The sequence below is a fragment of the Paenibacillus sp. LS-5 genome, from assembly GCF_056121505.1.
The window spans coordinates 210106-227987 of record NZ_JBWAVA010000009.1; the positions used below are offsets into that span (position 1 = coordinate 210106).

The following is a 17882-nucleotide window of genomic DNA, read 5'->3' on the forward strand; positions in this document are numbered from 1 at the left end:
TATTACGCGTGAGATTTTTCACATTAGGACATGACAGTGATATAAATCACATTTTTATATTGACAGCCCCTGTGCAGGCCCTTATGATAAATCCAGCGCTAGTGATAACGATTATCATTTGCATACATAAAAAGGGGTGTTTTGAGTGAAATATAGTTATGCGCTTCCCGCCGGTCTAATAGCGGCCTCCATACTGTTCACCGGCTGTGGTGACAATAGCAACAATAATAATAGTAACAATTCCAATAATGAGGCGGCGGCCACGGCGGCTACAGCAACGAACACACCAGCCACCACGAACGATGCTTCTACCGGTGCTGCCGACTTCACCTCTGCGATTGAGCAATACCGTGCTTACGTCATTGAGCAGAGCGATGCTTTTGTGAAGCAGACGGAAGGTTTCACCGATGCTGTCAAAGCCGGAAAGCTGGAGGAAGCCAAAGCACTGTACGCTCCGGCCCGCATGTATTATGAACGGATTGAGCCGATTGCCGAGGCGCTTGGCGATCTGGACCCGAATATCGATGCTCGTGAGAATGATGTCGATCCGGCTGAATGGCGCGGGTTCCACAAGATTGAACAAGCACTCTGGCAGAATAAGACCACAAACGGGATGGCCGAGGTGGCAGATCAACTGCTGAAGGATGCCCAATTGCTGCGTGCCAAGGTAGAGACCGTGGAGATTGATGAAAGCCTGCTTGTTACCGGAGCTGTCGAGCTGCTGAACGAGGTGTCCTCTTCCAAGGTAACCGGTGAGGAAGAACGTTACTCCCATACGGACTTGTATGATTTTGTAGCCAATGTGGAAGGTGCTCAGAAGATTTACGAGCTGCTGAAGCCCGAGCTGGCCAAAAAAGATCCGGCCCTGGAGAAGACGATCGGCGACCGGTTTACCGCTCTGCTGGCCGAGCTGGCTCCTTTTAAATCCGGGGATGGATATGTGTCCTATGAAACTTTGAAAAAAGATGAAGTGCGTAAATTAAGCCAGAATCTCGACGCTTTGGCGGAACCCCTCTCCAATATGGGGACTATTCTAGGAGTGTGACCGGCATGAAAAAGAAAGTTAATCCCCTGCCCCGAAACGGGCATGCAGCCACAGAAGAGATTAAGAACAATGACAAAGGCGGACAGATATTCGATAAAAAACTCAGCCGCCGCGAGATGCTCCGGCTTACCGGAGCTTCCGGTCTTGGACTGTTGCTGGGCGGCGGCGGGGTCAGCGGGATTTTGGCGGCAAGTGGTGCGACGCATCAGGCCCCTTCTGCTCTGCAAGCCTCCAGGGAGGACATCATCCCGTTCTACGGCAGCCATCAGGCTGGAATTCTTACTCCTGCACAGAATTTCCTCTGCTTCGCTTCGTTTGATCTGACGACCTCAAGCATTGCAGATGTCAAAAAACTGCTGCAGTCCTGGACCACGGCTGCGGCTGCCTTAACCACAGGAACGCTGATCGGCGATGCCAATGATCATCCAAATCTGCCCCCATCCGATACCGGAGAGGCGGATGGACTTACACCGTCCAAATGTACGATTACTTTTGGCGTGGGACCTGCATTGTTTGACGGACGCTTTGGACTGGCTTCGAAACGTCCGTCTACATTCGCTGATCTCCCGGCCTTTGCCGGAGACAGTCTCGATCCGCAGTGGTGTGGCGGCGATCTCTGCGTACAGGCTTGCGCAGATGATCTGCAGGTGGCGTTCCATGCCATCCGTAATCTGGCTCGTATCGCCAGAGGAACCGCTGTGCTCCGCTGGACGCAGGAAGGCTTCCAGCGGACTGGCGGAGCAGACCCCAAAGGCGGAACTCCGCGCAATCTGCTTGGCTTCAAGGATGGCACGGGCAACCCTGATGTGACCGATGCGGCAGAAATGCGCGAGGTGGTCTGGTGCGGCAGCGAAAGCCCTGCCTGGATGAACGGCGGCACTTACATGGCTGTGCGCCGCGTGCGGCTGCGCATCGAGGTATGGGACCGTTCCTCGCTAAGTGATCAGGAGGCCACCTTCGGGCGCCACCGTAAAAGCGGCGCCCCTATCGGAGCTACCGATGAATTCGCCAAGCTGAATCTGGAGGCGGCCGATGCCGCCGGAAAACCGGTCATCCCGCCCAATTCCCACTCGGCGCTGGCCCATGGGGATGGCACCGTCAAAATGCTGCGTCGTTCCTACTCCTTTTCCAGTGGCATGGATCTTACCACCGGGCAGCTGGATGCGGGCCTTCTGTTCATTAGCTTCCAGAAGGATCTCGTGAAGCAGTTCGTGAGCATTCAGAAGCGCCTTGCCAAAAACGACCGTCTGAACGAATACATGGTGCATACCGGCAGCGCAGTGTTTGCCTGTCTTCCGGGTGTACGCGAAGGCGGCTATATCGGAGAAACCCTGCTGGGCTGAGTACGCAAGTGGAAATGGCTTCGCCGTCCCTATACAAACTTATGCTTTCAAAGTAAAGATAAATGGGGGTCAATCGCAGTGAAAGAAAAGGGAAATGCCGCCTTAAAGGAGCATAAACCCGATCTCCTGCGTTCCCGGTTAGAATGGAAAGGGGTTATCCCGATGCTGTTGTGGATACAAAGACTGGTACATAGAATCCCAGGGGGATGGCTGTCGAAACCACGTCAGCGGCTGACTGTGCAGGAATCGCACAGGAAGGCGCAGATGCACGGCTTGCAGGCAGCCGCTCTGCTCGGCTGCCTCTGCCTGCTGCTGCTCAGCAGGCCAGCAGCCACAGCCGCGGCGGCGGGCACGCCGCTGGACGAGCTGCTGCCGCCTGTCGGCAGCGCGCTCGTCGAAGCCGGCCAGAGCCGCTGGGACGCGGCCGCCGCCGATGTGGACACGTTCGCGGCGCTGTGGCGCACCGCGAACACCGGCACGCCGGACCCGGCACTCGCCGGTCCGGCGTCCGCCGTGGACGCCGCGCTCGCAGACGCGGCGAAGGCCCTTGCGGCGGGCGGCGGCACGCCCGCCAAGACTGCGCTATCCACGCTCGCCAGAAGCGTGGACGCGTACGTGAGCGCCGCCTCCGGCACGGGCGGCGCAGACTCCAGCGCCGCCGGCCGTGAAGCGGCGGCGAAGCTGCTGCCCGCGGCGGAGCGCGTGCGGGATGCGGCGCGCAGCGGCGACTGGACTGCGGCCGCGGAAGCGTACCGCGCCGTGGTCAGCGGCTGGACGCCGGCAGAGCGCGGCATCCGTGCCGATAATCCAGCCGTCTACGGCCTGCTGGAGACGAAGATGAGCCTGCTGCGTATCTCGCTCCAGGCTCATCCGCTGCGCGAAGAAGCGGCGCTGTCCGAAGCGGAAGCGCTGTATACGCTGCTGGCCGATTACCATGACGGCAACGCGGTCGATACCGGAGACGCCTCGGCGGAGCCGGCATCGATTGAAGCGCTGATCGGCTACCTGAAGCAAGCTTCCGCTGCAGCAACCGCCGGCAACAGCGCCGAAGCAGCCGGCATCATGGAACAGTTCATCACCGCCTGGCCTTCAGCCGAAGGCCAGGTGCAGATTGCGTCGCCCAAAGTCTATGCGAATATCGAAAATGAGAGCGCAGCAGTCACTGGTGATCTTCTCTCCAATCCTCCGAAGCTCGATCAGGCGCTGGCGGCCATGGACCATATGCTCTCCGAGCTGACGCCGCTGGCCGGAGAAACAAGCTACACGGCCTGGGATGCTGCACTGATTCTGCTGCGCGAAGGTCTGGAAGCTATTCTTGTCCTAGCCGCTCTTCTCTCGTATCTCAAGAGAGAAGGTACACCCAGAACCCGGCGCTGGATCTGGTCCGGTGCCGCAGCAGGTCTCGCCGGAAGCATCTTGCTCGCTGTGATCTTAAGTATAACCATCTCCCAAGCCGCCTCCGGCGGAGCGCGTGAGCTGATTGAGGGCATTACCGGGCTATTCGCCGTGGTGATGATGCTAACGATCGGCCGCTGGCTTCACGGCAAGTCCAATACGGCAGCCTGGAACAATTATGTTGGCCAGCAGGTAGGTGGCGCACTGGCCCGGGGCAATCTGTGGTCCTTGTTCCTGGTAGCGGCTTTGGCCATTTTGCGTGAAGGTGCGGAGACTACCATCTTTTATGTAGGAATGGCTCCTTCCATTGCTGTTTCGCAGCTGCTGCTTGGGATTGGCGGCGCGCTGGCCGTGCTGATCGTCCTGGGTTATGCCATTATCGCTTTAAGCGCAAAATTGCCGCTTGCGGCCTTCTTCCGCATCGCAACCGTGCTGATCTACTATTTGGTGTTCCGCTTCCTCGGCGAGAGCATTCATGCACTTCAGGTAGCAGGCACTCTCCCTGCACATACGGAGAACGGCTTGCCTTCCATCGGCTGGCTTGGTTTGTTCCCAACCTGGGAAACTTTGGTGCCGCAGCTTCTTATGCTAGCCTTCATTCTCTGGGAGCTGCTGCGCAGCAGAGGAGCAACCGGTAAGTCACGGACAGCGGAATAGTAGCTTCCCCCGGAACCGCCTTGAATACCAAGGCATTCCGTATAGATGAGCCTAATATGTTCAAATTCATTTACTTCTCTATAATCGCCTCCATGGAGTCAGCTGTGCGGACTATAATCCGCTGCTGCACTCCATGGAGTTTTTGCTGTATCAAGCCCCTTGAATCCATACAGTCCCTCTTTGCGAACCCGAGAAAACTCCTTCTTGCATCCTCTCAGTGTATGTATTATTCTATTTATGAAAATAATTTTCTTAAATGAATCCATATTATTAAAAATAATTTCACCATATCTGAAGAAAAGAAGGTGAAGGGATGTCTCCCATCCTGCATGCCCTGGAGCATGAGCAATCCAAGCTGTCACAGATGGAGCGTAAGCTGGCAGAACGGATTTTGTCCTCTCCGGGAGAAATTGTCCATATGGGAATTACGGAATTGGCCGAGCAATGCGGCATTAGCCCGGCTACAATTACACGGTTCTGTAAGGTTCTGCATTTCAAGGGATTCCCGGATTTCAAGGTGAAGCTTGCCGCAGAGATTGCCCACGAATATAACTCCCCGCAGGATGGCGGGTCCTCATATCAGGATATCGTGGCAGGCAATCCGCTTGCGATGATTGTCGAAGCCATGCAGGCTAATCATTTGGCTTCCATCCGGGACACCACTTCCCTGCTTGATCTAGAGCGGCTGCAGAATGCCATTGATCTGTTATGTAAGGCCCGGCGGGTGGATCTGTACGGGATGGCCACCTCTTCGATAGTGGCTCAGGATTTCTATCAGAAGCTGATCCGCATCGGCGTGAACTGCACTGCTTTTTCCGATTCCCATATGCAGATTACATCCGCTTCTTCGCTGAAGGAAGGCGATGTAGCCTTCGCTATCTCTTATTCCGGGGAAACCCCGGAAACGATTGACGCCTTAAGCTGTGCCGCAACGAGCGGTGCAGCTACGATCTCGCTAACCTCTTATGGGAGCAGCCCGCTGGCAACTTTGGCCGATATTCCGCTGTTCTCTTCCTCACTGGAGCAAGGCATGCGGAGGGGCGACATGGCCTCACGGATCGCACAGCTGCATATTATTGATATTTTGTTCACCGGAATGGTCAGCACACGCTTTGGCGATTTCATTCCCAAGCTGGAGCAGTCTTACATGAATGTCCAACATTACCGTCATAAACGGGGAGGTCAATCCTAATGAATATTTTGAAATTTAAGAATGATGAAGACTTTGCACAGACCGGAGCCAACCTGATTGTCAGCCTGCTGCAGAGTAACCCCAAAGCTGTCCTGGGCCTTGCTACCGGAAGCTCCCCGGTCGGGGTATATGCCAAACTGGTGGAAATGCATGCCAAAGGAATCGTCAGCTTCGCTAAAGCTTCCTCTTATAATCTGGATGAATACGTAGGCTTGCCTGTGGATCATCTACAGAGCTACCGCAGCTTCATGAACGGACATCTGTTCAACCATATTGATATCGACCCCGCCAAAACCCATGTGCCGAATGGTAACGCTCCGGATCTGGATGCGGAATGCCTCGCTTACGATAAGCTGCTTGAAGATGGCGGTCCGGTGGATCTGCAGATTCTGGGCATCGGAAGCAATGGCCATATCGGCTTCAATGAACCGGATGCCAGTCTGACCAGCGGTACACATGTCGTTGACCTGCTGCCAGAGACCCTTGAAGCCAATGCCCGCTTCTTTGACAGCCAGGAGGATGTTCCAAGACAGGCGGTAACGATGGGAATCGGCGGCATTCTGAAAGCGCGGCAGATTGTACTATTGGTACGTGGTGAAGAGAAAGCGGACGCGGTGAAGAATGCGCTGGAAGGACCGATCACTACACAGTGTCCGGCTTCCTTGCTCCAGAGCCACCCTAATGTCGTTGTACTGCTGGATGAAGGTGCGGCAAAATGGTTGAAATAGCCAATACCTCAGGTGAGCTGTTGTTCGGAAAAGTTCTGACACCCTCAGGGATCGTGCAGGAAGGTGTGATTGCTGTATCGGAAGAGTCCATTCTGTATGCCGGCGAAGCCGCCTGGCTGCCGGAAGCATATGCCGGATGGCCCGTTAGTACCGAAGAAGTTCCTGACGGCTTGCTCATCCCCGGGTTCGTGGATGTGCATGTTCACGGTGGAGCCGGCTTTGACTTCATGTATGCCGATGCAGAGTCACTGGAGATCATTACACGGTTTCATGCTTCGCAGGGAACCACGACCATGCTGGCGACAACAATGACCGCGGACAAAAGGGATATTGACCGGGCACTCTCGGAAGTCCATGCCTTCCGCTCTGTCCCAATGCCCTTTGCCCAATTAGCCGGGGTACATCTGGAAGGCCCGTTTATTAGTCCCAAGTGGTCAGGGGCCCAGAACCCGGACCACATTGTTCCCGCCAATATTGAATGGATGGAGCAGTGGGAAGCCTCATACCCCGGGTTAATCCGGCAGGTGACACTTGCACCGGAAGGGGAAGGGGCACTTGCGGCAATTACCTGGCTGCGCAGACATGGCATAACAGCAGCACTGGGCCATACAAACGCAACATTTGAAGAGGTAATCGCCGCCGCTGACGCCGGACTTAATCAGGCCGTGCATATGTTCAATGCGATGACTCCGCTTCATCACCGTAAGCCTGGTGCAGCTGGCGCCATCATGTTTGATCCGCGGATTCGTGCGGAGATTATTGCCGACGGTATTCACGTGCATCCGGCAGCGATCGCTGTTCTGTCCCGTCTCAAGAACGAAGGCAATCTGCTGCTGATTACAGATTCCATGTCGGCAACCGGGCTCAGCGACGGCGAATACACCATCGGGGATCTACCCGTTCTGGTCAGGGATGGTGTCGCCAGATTGAAGGAGAATCCGGAGGCCCTGGCTGGCAGCACGTTAACGATGATCCGTGGATTCCGTTATCTGGTGGAAGAGGTCGGTCTGACTCTGGAGGAAGCTTCCAGAGCCGCCAGTCTTACACCGGCAGAAGCCATCGGCATGCAGCGGACCATCGGAACGCTTGAAGCCGGTAAACGCGGCGATATCCTGCTGCTGGATGATGCGCTGAATCTGCGCGGAGTCTGGATCAAGGGCCGCAAAATGACCAGCCTGTCCTGAATTCAATTTAAAACGCAGCCCCATCACGGCGTTGATGCCGGAAGGGGCTGCGTTTTTTTTTCATTTTGGATAACAGCTGGAATAATGCAACTTTCTCCAGGAATACTAAGAGAAATCTGTTACTGGCTTTCTTGGGTTAATACCCACTGCGCGTCGGGAAGATTCGTCCAACCATTATACTGAATTCCCGGGCAAACCCCTTCAGCGGATGACCTGCACGGAATTCCTGGGCGTAGAAGTTCGCCCGTTCCACGAAGTCAGGGTTCGCGGATACGTAGACATTGTCGATGTTTGTATCATAACGTCTGACCTCGGCGGCAATCTTGTCCTTCAATTCACGGGTCACTGTATCATTAGTCAGAGTACCTGTACCATTAGTCACGCCATTAGTGCTATAAGGAGTGATTGTCCGTGTTCCCGCTGCAGTGCCCATATTTCTGTCGATGTCATTTCTCAACACCCGGCCATCGGTCATGTTACTTCGGGACATGATTCCGTTGCCCCCGTTTCCTACGTAAGCCCCCGGGTTCGTCATGCCAGTACCGCCAACCGTTCCTGTACCTGTAGACAGGGCTCCAGACATGCCATTGATTGAACCGCCAGCACCTGTCATTCCAGGTACACCGTTTCTCGAACCTCTCGCGCTGGTGGAGCCGTTCATTCCGGCAGTCCCGTTCATCCCGTTTGTGCCGAGGATGCCTGTAGTGGTGCCGCCTAAAGTTCTTCCACCGCCTAGCATTCCCGACGTCCCTCTGGTACCTGTCATGGTATCGCCGTAGCTTTTGGCATGGACACCGCCTGAAGCTTCATCCAGGGTTACAGCGACATAGGCGCTTTTCCCTGCCACTACCACATTGGCAGAACGGACTTCAGGCATAGCCGCAATCCGGTCTGCCAGTTCACGGCTCATCTCCATTTTGTCAAAGGTATTAGCCCTTACGGAGTTGACACCCAGCCGTCCGTCATGGGTTCCGCGTACACTTTTGGTCTGCACATTATTATCGCTTGCGGTGTTATTGGTACCGCAGCCCGTGATGCTTACCACACCCAGCAGTAGTGCAGCGGAAACCGACATGCTGATCTTCGATCGCAACATGAATTCATCCTCCATCTCTTGTTATAAGGTGCGCGTAACAATCATTAGGATAGCCCTCGTAAGGCCGGGCTATCCTGAAAGGATTTGGCATGCCGCCCTTTCTTCGTCACCTGCAGAGGATATCTGGCGTATCTTATAAACAGCAGGCCCTGCTTATGCGAAGGGCGCAGGTGTACTCCGCTAGGTAAAGTCAGGGAGGGATGAGCTTGAAGGTTTTATTCACATTTTATGTCCCCAGCGGGGGAGTAGAGACTCTGAACAAGCTGCGGTGCGAGAGTCTACAGCGCAGCGGTATTGAGTGCCATGTGCTGTACCTGATGCCGGGATCCAGCACCCAGGGCATGGCGGGATTTCCTGTATTTATCGCTTCTACCGATACAGATATTAAGGATCTGTTGGACACCCATAACTATGACGCGATTATTGTAACTTCGGATTATCTGCTGCTGGAACGTCTGCGCCGTCTGGGGTACAGCCGGATTCTGATTTACGAATCCCAGGGCCTGGGCACAACAACAGAAGCCAAGCTCGTGGTTAAGGAGGCTGTGCCTTTTTTACGTTCCTATTGTAATGCTGTATTGATTCCGCCTACGGATCATTTGCTGGAGCTGTTTATCTCGATCTGCCCTTGGCTGCAGCGTTATATCATTCCCAATATTGTCGATGTCCAATCCTTCCGGTACATTCCCGGTGAACCGCCTTGTGATCCGGTAATCGCCTGGGTAGGACGCCTGGAGACAAATAAGAATTGGAGCGAATTCCTGAAAGTTGCCCATCACATCCGGCACAGCAAACCTGATCTGCATCTCTGGATGTTCCATGATCCGGATCTGGCGACTGCGGAGCAGAAGCAGTTGTTCGATGCCGAGCTTCATGCTCTGGGACTGAATGACCGGCTGAATGTATTTACCAATATTCCTAATCATCTAATGCCCGTATATTACTCCTCTATTGCCGCTTCAGGCGGGTTCCTGCTGTCCTCTTCCATCACTGAGGGATTTGGGTACGCCGTTGCCGAGGCCGTCTGCTGTACCTGTCCGGTACTGAGCACAGATTCTGACGGTGTGCGGTCCTTTATCATTCATAATCGCACCGGCAAATTCTATCCGCTTGGCAATGTGGAAGCTGCCGTTACCGAAGGCCTGGAGCTGATGAATGATCTTCCCCTCCGAAGCTTCATCCGCGAGCAGGGGCGCCTTCATATGATCTCCCGTTTCGGTTCCGAGCAATATGCCCAGTCCTTTCGCGAGATGATGAATTCCTTCGCTATTTTTTAGCATACAAAGAACCTTCAATCCCACACAGCCACGTGGAGTTGAAGGTTCTTTATCCGGTATAATAATCCAGATTCTGGTTCAGCCCTGCTTCGATAACAGCTCAAATAGTTCTGCCTGGAAAATCTCCACACTTCTCTCCCAGGTGAATTGCATTGAGCTTGCCTCACCGGCCCTGGCCAGGCGTTCACGAAGCTCCTTATTCCGGATGAGCGTTACAACATCTTCAGCCAGCCGGTTTTCATACCGGTACGACATCAGGCAGTTGGTCCCATGAACACCATATTCAAGGTTGCCTCCGGAATAGATCGTTACAAGTGCCGCCCCGCAGCGCATGGCTTCAAGACCAGGAAGTGAGCCGCTGTCATAAGTGCTGGAGCTGATAAAAATATTACTTTCATTGTAGTGATAACAGAGTTCTTCATCATTAGAAGGCGTACGCAGACGATAGTACCCGCTTGCAAACAGAGTCTGCAGCCATGAAGATTCCGCATATTCACCAGGCGGTGTGATCAGATCGATCACGATCTCCGGGTGTTGTGCTTTAATCAAATCCAGCTGCTGCAGGAGATATTCCTGTTCCCGGTGCCCCGAGAAGCCCCCCTCCGGCTTGCGCACTATGGCAGTGACAATTAGCTTGCTGCTCACTTCACGAAAATGCATATTATAAAAACCCGCACTGATGCCAATGGGCACAATCCGGCCTTTGATTCCATGATTCATGTGTACGATCCCCTGCTGCCAGCGTGAGAGCACCAGCAGATTCGGTGAAAGATGATACGAAGCAAACGACTCATTATTGTTCGGCAGAAACGCCGGCTCATAACAGAGCGCCAGACGGATGTGCGCCCCTTTTCCCTGTTCACTTGCCCGCTGCGCCACGGGTACAGTCTTGTAGTAGTTGGAAACAATCACATCACCCGCAGGAATATCGTCCTCGGTTATCAAGTCGGCTCCGGCAAGCAGCACCGGACATTTCATCTGATATTCCACAATACCGCGGCACGACATGACAATGGTCACTTTATGTCCTAATTCTGTGAGGCCGTTGGCGAGCTCTGCAAGCATCCGCTGTGCGCCTCCCCGGGATAGGGTCAGAATAAGAAAGGTTACTCTCATCTCCTTCTCTCCTTTCTGAGCAGTCTCGACAGAGTATTGTAATGCATTTTTTGTACCTGCTTAATCTCCAGGTTCTGTCCGTCACTGTGAATGAGGGAGCCCATTTCCTGATGCACCCGGTAATCCAGCAGCGGCTCTGCGATATAAGACCATTCATAATAGGGCAGAATACGGAGCCAGAGATCATAATCCTGGGTATACAGCAGCTTCTCATTAAAAAGTCCAACCTTTTTGAATATCTTCATATCCATCATCACTGAGCTGCCATTGACCGGACAACCCTTCATCAGGGCTGTGATCAACTCTGCTCTGCTATGAAAAGGCGCACTTACCATGCCGGAAAAGCGCTCTCCGAGTTCATTGATGTAATAATAAGCTGTGTGATTAAAAGAGGTCTGTGAATCACGCAATATCTCCATCTGCCGGCTGATTTTATTGGGATGAAAGCAGTCATCAGCACTTAACCAGGCAAAATATGCCCCGCTGGCAGCCTGAATCCCCAGATTGAGAGCGGAACCCGTACCGCCGTTTGCTTTGTGGAGCACCTTGATCCGGTCTACATAAGGTGCAAGCTTCTCCATATGAAGTGTTGATCCGTCGTCCACAACGATCAGCTCAATATCGGGATAGCTCTGCGCAAGTACGCTTTCTATGGCATTATGGATGTATGGACAATTATAAAATGGGATAACCACTGAAACCTTGGTTCCATGATTCATGCGCTCACCCCCTTTACGGACTATAGTTATACGGTTTTGCAGGCAAGAAGAGCATCCAATGGCGCATGATTCTGCCCAAACGCTTCCTGGAATGAAGGATTCTCCGCATGATGGAAGCCCTTAAGCACCGTCACATGATATCCCAGCTCCAGAAAATCCTCCGGTTCCCAACCACTCCGGTGTTTTTGAAACTGTTCTCCGTGCAGATGGTAATGATCCGCTTCCTGGGGAAAGAAACCGCGCGGGGTAAACACGACCACGCGGTTAGCGGCAATGATCTCTGCCTTTCTTAGAAGTTCCTTGCCCTCTCTCATGGTGAAATGCTCCAGAGAATCGATGAACGTCACCGCCGAGAAGGTGCCTGGCAGAAACAGTTCATCGATATGTCTGGCATCAGCATGCACCGGAATGATATGAGGCGCGGTATACTTGCGGTGCAGCAGATATGGCCTGTGAATATCAAGCCCGATCACTACCTTAGCCTCGTATCGTTCAAGCAGCGTACCGGTCCCGCTCCCCACATCCAGAATACTCTCCGCAAATTTCAGATGCTCTAGAAGAACGGGAAGAAAGTCCTTCACTACGATTTCGCGGTACATTAATTCCACCTCCTCTAGCGGTCAGGTCGCTGTTCAGCCGCCCATCGAGGCAATTAAACCCCGGAGCATGGGGCTGTAACGGGCATTGGTGGCAGCAGCCTCAGCCACGATGGCATCATAATGCTTAATCGTTCCCATCCCTTCATGCCGCCGGTAGGCAGTCAGAGACTGATTCAGCATTACAGGTGCATATCCGTTCAGAATCGAGCGGAACCACAGGTCATAGTCATGGGTGTAAGGCAGCGACTCATCGAAAAGCCCGATGGCACCGAACAGCTCGCGTTTGAACATTACCGTGCAGCCGTTAATAGGGTTACCCTGTAAAAAACAACGTAAATACTCAAGATGGCTCGGGAATACCGCAGCCGCGTTAAGTGCAGTCAATTGTGAGTTTTCATTGATGTAATTGAAGTTAGTGTAGGTGATCAGAAGGTGGTTCTGGTCCATGAACAGTACCTGATTGTTGATCTTGTCGCGGTAGAACATATCATCTGAACTGAGCCAGACCACATAGTCGCCTGTGGCATGACGGATCCCGTGATTCAGGGCAGATGCAGTCCCCCCGTTGGCCTTGCCCAGATAATGAATGTGCGGCAGGTAAGGTATAATACGGTCTTTGTGCATAGTAGAACCATCGTCGACAACGATGATCTCATACGGCTGCCAGGACTGGTTCAGGGCGCTTTGCAGCGCCTGCTCAATATAAGGGCAATTGTAAAAAGGAATCACCACGGATACTCTCGGTTTCATGAAGCCCCTCCTTTCATGCCTGCCCGGTAATAGTCTACAATATCTGCAAGAGAGCGGGAGAACTCCAGCTGCGGACGCCAGCCGAGACTTGCAGCATTGTCTTCAGCAACTGCGGATAATCCTTCTTGATTAGCTAATGTTGCGCAACCTGCTGACGGAACGGCCGCTGCCGCCGGTGCAGCAGCCTGTTCTGTTCCTCTGTTCTCCGGTCCCCAATCCATCTCAACCGGACCCCTCGCATGTGCCAACAGCTGTTCTGCTACCGCTCCAAGCTCCCGCTGAATGCCGGAGTCAATCTTGTAGATCTTTCCCGGCTCACCGGTGCGCAAAATCCAATCATAAGCCTTTACTGCATCGCGTACATCAAGGAAATCCCGGAGAGCATACCGGGAGGAGAGCTTAAACGGCTCGGGAGGTGCCGAAGTGCCTCCAGCAACCTCGCTTCGCACCACATGCTGTGCTAGTAAAGAACAAAATCCAGTCGATGGGCCGGGCCCGATCAGATTGCTGGGCTCTGCAAGCAGCACAGGCTGTTTGAACAACGAATACCAGGCAAGAGATACTAGCTCCTCCAGAGTTTTGCTTAGACTGTAGGGGTGAGGAGGTCCTTGCGCATATCCCGGATTGAACTTAAGCCGGGAGCCGGCTACCAGAATACGGCGGACCGGCTGAGTACGTAATCCCTCAAGCAAATAGAGTGTAGACATTACATTCATTTCCATATAAAGTAGCGGGTCCTGCCAGGACTCAGGCACCGAATTTTTACCGGCGAGGTGAAGGACTTCATCCGGCTGAGTCTTTTCAATCATCGCCCTGACCGCGCTGCGGTCGCTCAGATCACAGACCTGCTGCTTCACATCTGCAGGAAAGATGCCGGGTGCTACGGAGCTCCGAACCACGGCTGTCACCTCGGTACCTGCTGCATGAAAGTAAGCCACCGCATGTCTTCCGGTAAATCCGGATGCTCCGGTAATCAGCAGTCTCCGCGCCTTCATATCGACATCGCCGGCTGCTTCATCCACGCCGCGAGTTCGGCAAGCATGACAGGATACGAAGGCAGCTGCACCTGGACATCCGCTCTCGTGCTGATCAAAGTGCGGTCCTGAATATGTGCATACTCAGGGATAATCTCAGTATCCTCCTTGCCGAATGCGGCCTGCATATACCGAAGCAGCTCATATTTACTGACCGGCTGCGGATGCGCCAGATGAATCAGGCCGGACACCTTCGAATCCAGCAGTGAATCTATAGCTTTAGCGAGCTCCAGGGTGGTGACACCATTCCACATCACCCGCTGGTAGCCGGATACGGCTCCCTTCTGGGCCAGGAACCATTCCATCAGTCCGATGCCGGAGGGACGAATCTCCGGACCAATGATCGAAGTCCGGATGGTCAGATGCCCTTGCTCCCGCACTTCTCCAAGACTTTTGGTGACTGCATATACGGATGTTCCGTCAGGCGTATCCTCCTCTGTGTAGCCGCCGCGTGTTCCTTCGAACACGCAGTCGGTACTGATGTGGATGAGGCGGGCTCCGACACTGTCAGCCGCACGGCGCAGGCGGTGAGGCAGAAAACCGTTCACATGGTATGCGCCGATTCTATCGCGTTCGGCAAATTGATTCAGGACACCCAGGGCATTAATCATGCAATGGGGAGAGACGATTTCGACCAGCTTTTCAACTCCGGCAACATCATCGGCATCTATATACAGCCCGCCAAGATCACTCTTATCCCGGGTTGTATGGAAGACGTGATGCTTGCCCTGGCGGCGGAAATAATCCGCCAGCATATGACCCGCCATACCGTTTCCACCGAGGATAAGCAGCTTCACTCTAGAAACCCTCCCCTGATCAGGATTTCCTTGATCTCCTCCTGATCCATCAGATGGTTCTCGGAACTGAAGCTGCTGAAGGAAACATGAGGATATCTGCTGTAATAAGCCTTCAGTTCAGGCATATCCAGTGTAGGCAGGATGACCAGATACTGCTCATCGTAGACGACGGTTGTCTGGCTTTCGAAATCGCTCATCAGAATTTCGTGAATTTTCTCTCCCGGGCGGATACCCGTTTCGATAATGCTCACATCCGGTTTGCCGGAGGCTTCAATCAGCACCTCGGCCAGATCCACGATCCGGCAGGTCGGCATAGTCATGACGAAGATTTCTCCGCCGAGGCTAACCTCGGAGGCTTTGAACAGTAAGGTGATGGCATCGCGAAGGGTGAAGAAGAAGCGGGTCATTTTCATATCGGTAATCCGCACTTGTCCCTTATCCCTGATCTGCTTCATGAACAGATGGACTACACTGCCGTTGGTTCCCAGCACATTGCCGCCGCGTACCGTCACGAACCGGGTGCTTGAGCCCAGCAGATTGGCGTAGACAAACAGCTTCTCTCCGATGGCTTTGGTCATACCATAGAAATTTGAAGGATTGGCTGCCTTGTCGGTGGAGATGTAAATGGCCTTTTCCACATTGCATGAGACCGCTGCTTCAATGACGTTTTGGGTACCGACCACATTGGTCTTGAGCGCTTCATACGGCTGATCTTCGCAGACCGGAACATGCTTGAGCGCCGCCAGATGAAAGATATAATCAACGCCGCGGCAAGCTGCAATCAAAGCATCCTTGTCACGGATATCACCGATGATGAAACTGAGGCGGGAATCTTCATATTCGCGGTTCATTGCCACTTGCGCAGACTCGCTGCGGGAGAAGATAATAATCTCTTTCGGGTTCTGCGGCAAAAGCTGCCGGATGAGTTCATGCCCCCAGGAACCGGTTCCGCCTGTAACCAAAATCCTTTTATTATTGAACATGCAGGTTCCCTCCAAGCAAAAATTTGACTACCTTAACCGAGACATCCGGGGTCAAATAACCTTCCGGCGCCTCCCATTCAGGACGTAGTGACGTCATCAGCCGGGTACAGCGCAAAATACTGTCTTGCTCCACTCCTGACACAACATTGCTGCCGCAATCCACCGTCTCCGGACGTTCTGTGGTCCGGCGGATCGTTACGGTTGGCACTCCCATCAGGCAGCATTCCTCCTGTACGGTTCCGCTGTCGGTGATCGCACACAAGGCGTACCGTTCCAGATGGACAAAATCAAAAAATCCGAAAGGCTCATGAAATTCCACCAGCGGGTTCATCACAAGCTTGAACTGCTCCGTAAGCTTGGAGCGGGTACGGGGATGGATGCTGCAGACCAGCCGGATGCCAAAATGCTCTGCCACCAGGTTCAGTCCGGACATAATCTGCAGGAGTGATTCGGGATCATCCACATTTTCTGCCCGGTGTGCAGTAACCAGAAAGTAGCGGCCCTCCGTAAGATTCAGCCGGTTCAGAACATCGCTGACTGCGATCTGCTGCTCATAATGCGTAATGACTTCATGGATCGGATTACCGGTTAATACAATACGCTGGCCGGGGAACCCTTCGCTAAGCAGATGCCGCTTGCTCTGCTGGGTATAGGGCATATTTATAGTAGAGACAGCATCTATGACACGGCGGTTTTTCTCCTCCGGCACTTTCAGATCGTAGCAGCGGTTGCCTGCTTCCATATGCACTACAGGAATGCCCATCCGCTCAGCAAGGATGGCGCACAGCGCACTGTTCGTATCTCCCAGGAGCAGAATCCGGTCCGGCTGCTCTTTGAGCAGGATGCTCTCCAGGCTTCCGAACATAGCGGCAAGCTGCCCGCCAAGTCCCGCCTGCTTATCCTGCAGCACATAATCCGGTGCCCGCAGCCCCAGCTCAGCAAAGAAAATACCGCTGAGGCTTGCGGTGAAGTTCTGCCCTGTGTGCACCAGCACATGCTGCTCTGCATGCTCATCAAGCAGCGGAATAATAACACTTAGGCGGATGATCTCGGGCCGTGTGCCCAAAATCGTCATAATCTTCATGGGTTCACTCCCCTTTGAGGTTAGCCTGCCGCAGAAGCGCGGCGGACTGGCGTTGAGTGCACGGCCCACAGGTATCGCGCGGACGGCACACTGGTAAGAAAAGAAAGCATTGATGACGTTGGGTGCGTGTGTCGCGCGGGTGGCGGGAATAACGGCATTTTTGCTGTTGTTGGGTGCGTGTGGCGCGCGGGCGGCGGTATTAACGGCATTTTTGCTGTTGTTGGGTGCGTGTGGCGCGCGGGCGGCGGTATTAACGGCATTTTTGCTGTTGTTCGGTGCGTGTGGCGCGCGGGCGGCGGTATTAACGGCATTTTTGCTGTTGTTGGGTGCGTGTGGCGCGCAGGTGGCGGAAATAACGGCATTTTTGCTGTTGTTGGGTGCGTGTGGCGGCCGGGTGGCAGCATCAAGAAGTTAATGTAAAACGTTACATCTCTTCTTGGAGACACTGGTAACTGATTAAGTGGAAAAAGTATCACTAAGTTGCTCGAATATTACGCGTTCCACAATATAAGTGGAAAAAGTATCACTAGTTCAATCGTTTTGCTTCTTTTTAAGGTCACGTCGTCTAATTAAGTTTACTTCTTCCACCTAAATCTTCTAAATGATGATTTCAGCGAGAAATAAGTCTACTTTTTCCACCTATTCATCCTTCGGGCGCTGTTTTAGCTGCATTTTCACTTTTCTTGGGTGCATGTGGCGCCTGGGTGGCTGCAGCCTGCTGCGCACATACGTCGCGCAGCAAATGCAGATGCACGCCTTCTGCGGCGGCGTGCTTACGGCTTCGGCCGGCGGTGCCCCCGCAGGCCTAGGCCGCCTTGCGCCGCCGCTTCGCCCGGCGGCGTGCATGGCCCGCGCGGCGGTGCTTGCCGCCGCTGCCGGGCCG

Annotated in this window: 17 protein-coding genes; 8 read left to right on the plus strand and 9 right to left on the minus strand. The window is 53.8% G+C overall.

Going from position 1 to position 17882, the window contains the following annotated elements:
- Positions 1 to 145: 145 nt before the first annotated feature.
- From efeO to nagA, 6 genes are all read left to right on the plus strand, one after another.
- Positions 146 to 1045, plus strand: coding sequence for an iron uptake system protein EfeO (efeO, locus tag AC0MA3_RS15550; RefSeq protein WP_474656843.1), 900 nt, complete (start codon positions 146 to 148; stop codon positions 1043 to 1045).
- A 5-nt stretch (positions 1046 to 1050) separates the two neighbouring features.
- Positions 1051 to 2388 carry an iron uptake transporter deferrochelatase/peroxidase subunit gene (gene efeB, locus AC0MA3_RS15555; RefSeq protein ID WP_474656844.1) on the plus strand — a complete coding sequence of 446 codons (1338 nt, stop codon included), beginning with the start codon at positions 1051 to 1053 and terminating at the stop codon, positions 2386 to 2388.
- 513 nt (positions 2389 to 2901) lie between these two features.
- The gene (locus tag AC0MA3_RS15560; protein ID WP_474656845.1) at positions 2902 to 4440 is read left to right on the plus strand and encodes an FTR1 family iron permease; all 1539 of its coding nucleotides are present in this window, start codon (positions 2902 to 2904) and stop codon (positions 4438 to 4440) included.
- 313 nt (positions 4441 to 4753) lie between these two features.
- Positions 4754 to 5632, plus strand: a complete 879-nt coding sequence (locus tag AC0MA3_RS15565; protein WP_474656846.1) for a MurR/RpiR family transcriptional regulator — start codon at positions 4754 to 4756, stop codon at positions 5630 to 5632.
- Positions 5632 to 6360 carry a glucosamine-6-phosphate deaminase gene (gene nagB / locus AC0MA3_RS15570; protein ID WP_474656847.1) on the plus strand — a complete coding sequence of 243 codons (729 nt, stop codon included), beginning with the start codon at positions 5632 to 5634 and terminating at the stop codon, positions 6358 to 6360. Before AC0MA3_RS15565 ends, nagB begins: the two co-directional genes overlap by 1 nt.
- Positions 6348 to 7544, plus strand: coding sequence for an N-acetylglucosamine-6-phosphate deacetylase (gene nagA, locus AC0MA3_RS15575; RefSeq protein WP_474656848.1), 1197 nt, complete (start codon positions 6348 to 6350; stop codon positions 7542 to 7544). The genes nagB and nagA overlap by 13 nt, the downstream gene beginning before the upstream one ends.
- Positions 7545 to 7680: 136 nt before the next feature.
- Here nagA and AC0MA3_RS15580 read toward each other — a convergent pair whose 3' ends face one another.
- On the minus strand, positions 7681 to 8640 hold the full coding sequence (locus AC0MA3_RS15580) for a YhcN/YlaJ family sporulation lipoprotein (RefSeq protein ID WP_474656849.1): 960 nt from the start codon (positions 8638 to 8640) through the stop codon (positions 7681 to 7683).
- Between the two features lie 200 nt (positions 8641 to 8840).
- On the opposite strand from AC0MA3_RS15580, the gene AC0MA3_RS15585 reads away from it, so the two are divergent.
- The gene (locus AC0MA3_RS15585; RefSeq protein WP_474656850.1) at positions 8841 to 9917 is read left to right on the plus strand and encodes a glycosyltransferase family 4 protein; all 1077 of its coding nucleotides are present in this window, start codon (positions 8841 to 8843) and stop codon (positions 9915 to 9917) included.
- A 78-nt stretch (positions 9918 to 9995) separates the two neighbouring features.
- Here the strand turns inward: AC0MA3_RS15585 and AC0MA3_RS15590 are convergent, their stop codons facing one another.
- The 8 genes from AC0MA3_RS15590 to wecB are packed head-to-tail and all read right to left on the minus strand — an operon-like array spanning position 9996 to position 16999.
- The gene (locus tag AC0MA3_RS15590) at positions 9996 to 11033 is read right to left on the minus strand and encodes a glycosyltransferase family 4 protein (protein ID WP_379159371.1); all 1038 of its coding nucleotides are present in this window, start codon (positions 11031 to 11033) and stop codon (positions 9996 to 9998) included.
- Positions 11030 to 11752, minus strand: coding sequence for a glycosyltransferase family 2 protein (locus AC0MA3_RS15595; RefSeq protein WP_379159368.1), 723 nt, complete (start codon positions 11750 to 11752; stop codon positions 11030 to 11032). Before AC0MA3_RS15595 ends, AC0MA3_RS15590 begins: the two co-directional genes overlap by 4 nt.
- Positions 11753 to 11778: 26 nt before the next feature.
- Positions 11779 to 12351: a class I SAM-dependent methyltransferase gene (locus AC0MA3_RS15600; RefSeq protein WP_379159365.1), complete on the minus strand. Its 573-nt coding sequence runs from the start codon at positions 12349 to 12351 to the stop codon at positions 11779 to 11781.
- Positions 12352 to 12384: 33 nt separating this feature from the next.
- On the minus strand, positions 12385 to 13101 hold the full coding sequence (locus tag AC0MA3_RS15605; RefSeq protein WP_474656851.1) for a glycosyltransferase: 717 nt from the start codon (positions 13099 to 13101) through the stop codon (positions 12385 to 12387).
- Positions 13098 to 14123, minus strand: coding sequence for an NAD-dependent epimerase/dehydratase family protein (locus AC0MA3_RS15610; protein WP_474656852.1), 1026 nt, complete (start codon positions 14121 to 14123; stop codon positions 13098 to 13100). The genes AC0MA3_RS15605 and AC0MA3_RS15610 overlap by 4 nt, the downstream gene beginning before the upstream one ends.
- Positions 14093 to 14932, minus strand: coding sequence for a dTDP-4-dehydrorhamnose reductase family protein (locus tag AC0MA3_RS15615; protein ID WP_379159356.1), 840 nt, complete (start codon positions 14930 to 14932; stop codon positions 14093 to 14095). Before AC0MA3_RS15615 ends, AC0MA3_RS15610 begins: the two co-directional genes overlap by 31 nt.
- A complete protein-coding gene (locus tag AC0MA3_RS15620) occupies positions 14929 to 15915 on the minus strand; it encodes a polysaccharide biosynthesis protein (RefSeq protein ID WP_474656853.1) in 987 nt (328 codons plus the stop codon). The genes AC0MA3_RS15615 and AC0MA3_RS15620 overlap by 4 nt, the downstream gene beginning before the upstream one ends.
- Entirely contained in the window at positions 15905 to 16999 is a 1095-nt protein-coding gene (wecB, locus tag AC0MA3_RS15625; RefSeq protein ID WP_474656854.1) for a non-hydrolyzing UDP-N-acetylglucosamine 2-epimerase, read from the minus strand. Before wecB ends, AC0MA3_RS15620 begins: the two co-directional genes overlap by 11 nt.
- Before the next feature lie 109 nt (positions 17000 to 17108).
- Between wecB and AC0MA3_RS15630 the strand changes: the two genes are divergently transcribed.
- Positions 17109 to 17414 carry a hypothetical protein gene (locus AC0MA3_RS15630; RefSeq protein ID WP_474656855.1) on the plus strand — a complete coding sequence of 102 codons (306 nt, stop codon included), beginning with the start codon at positions 17109 to 17111 and terminating at the stop codon, positions 17412 to 17414.
- Positions 17415 to 17882 lie beyond the last annotated feature (468 nt).

What these genes read in the sequence shown, in the direction of transcription:
- AC0MA3_RS15605 (WP_474656851.1), bottom strand. Translation starts at nt 13,101, where the DNA reads ATGAAACCGAGAGTATCCGTGGTGATTCCTTTTTACAATTGCCCTTAT.
- nagA (WP_474656848.1), top strand. Translation starts at nt 6,348, where the DNA reads ATGGTTGAAATAGCCAATACCTCAGGTGAGCTGTTGTTCGGAAAAGTT.
- AC0MA3_RS15600 (WP_379159365.1), bottom strand. Translation starts at nt 12,351, where the DNA reads ATGTACCGCGAAATCGTAGTGAAGGACTTTCTTCCCGTTCTTCTAGAG.
- AC0MA3_RS15620 (WP_474656853.1), bottom strand. Translation starts at nt 15,915, where the DNA reads ATGTTCAATAATAAAAGGATTTTGGTTACAGGCGGAACCGGTTCCTGG.
- nagB (WP_474656847.1), top strand. Translation starts at nt 5,632, where the DNA reads ATGAATATTTTGAAATTTAAGAATGATGAAGACTTTGCACAGACCGGA.
- AC0MA3_RS15580 (WP_474656849.1), bottom strand. Translation starts at nt 8,640, where the DNA reads ATGTTGCGATCGAAGATCAGCATGTCGGTTTCCGCTGCACTACTGCTG.
- AC0MA3_RS15585 (WP_474656850.1), top strand. Translation starts at nt 8,841, where the DNA reads ATGAGCTTGAAGGTTTTATTCACATTTTATGTCCCCAGCGGGGGAGTA.
- wecB (WP_474656854.1), bottom strand. Translation starts at nt 16,999, where the DNA reads ATGAAGATTATGACGATTTTGGGCACACGGCCCGAGATCATCCGCCTA.
- AC0MA3_RS15595 (WP_379159368.1), bottom strand. Translation starts at nt 11,752, where the DNA reads ATGAATCATGGAACCAAGGTTTCAGTGGTTATCCCATTTTATAATTGT.
- AC0MA3_RS15590 (WP_379159371.1), bottom strand. Translation starts at nt 11,033, where the DNA reads ATGAGAGTAACCTTTCTTATTCTGACCCTATCCCGGGGAGGCGCACAG.
- efeB (WP_474656844.1), top strand. Translation starts at nt 1,051, where the DNA reads ATGAAAAAGAAAGTTAATCCCCTGCCCCGAAACGGGCATGCAGCCACA.
- AC0MA3_RS15565 (WP_474656846.1), top strand. Translation starts at nt 4,754, where the DNA reads ATGTCTCCCATCCTGCATGCCCTGGAGCATGAGCAATCCAAGCTGTCA.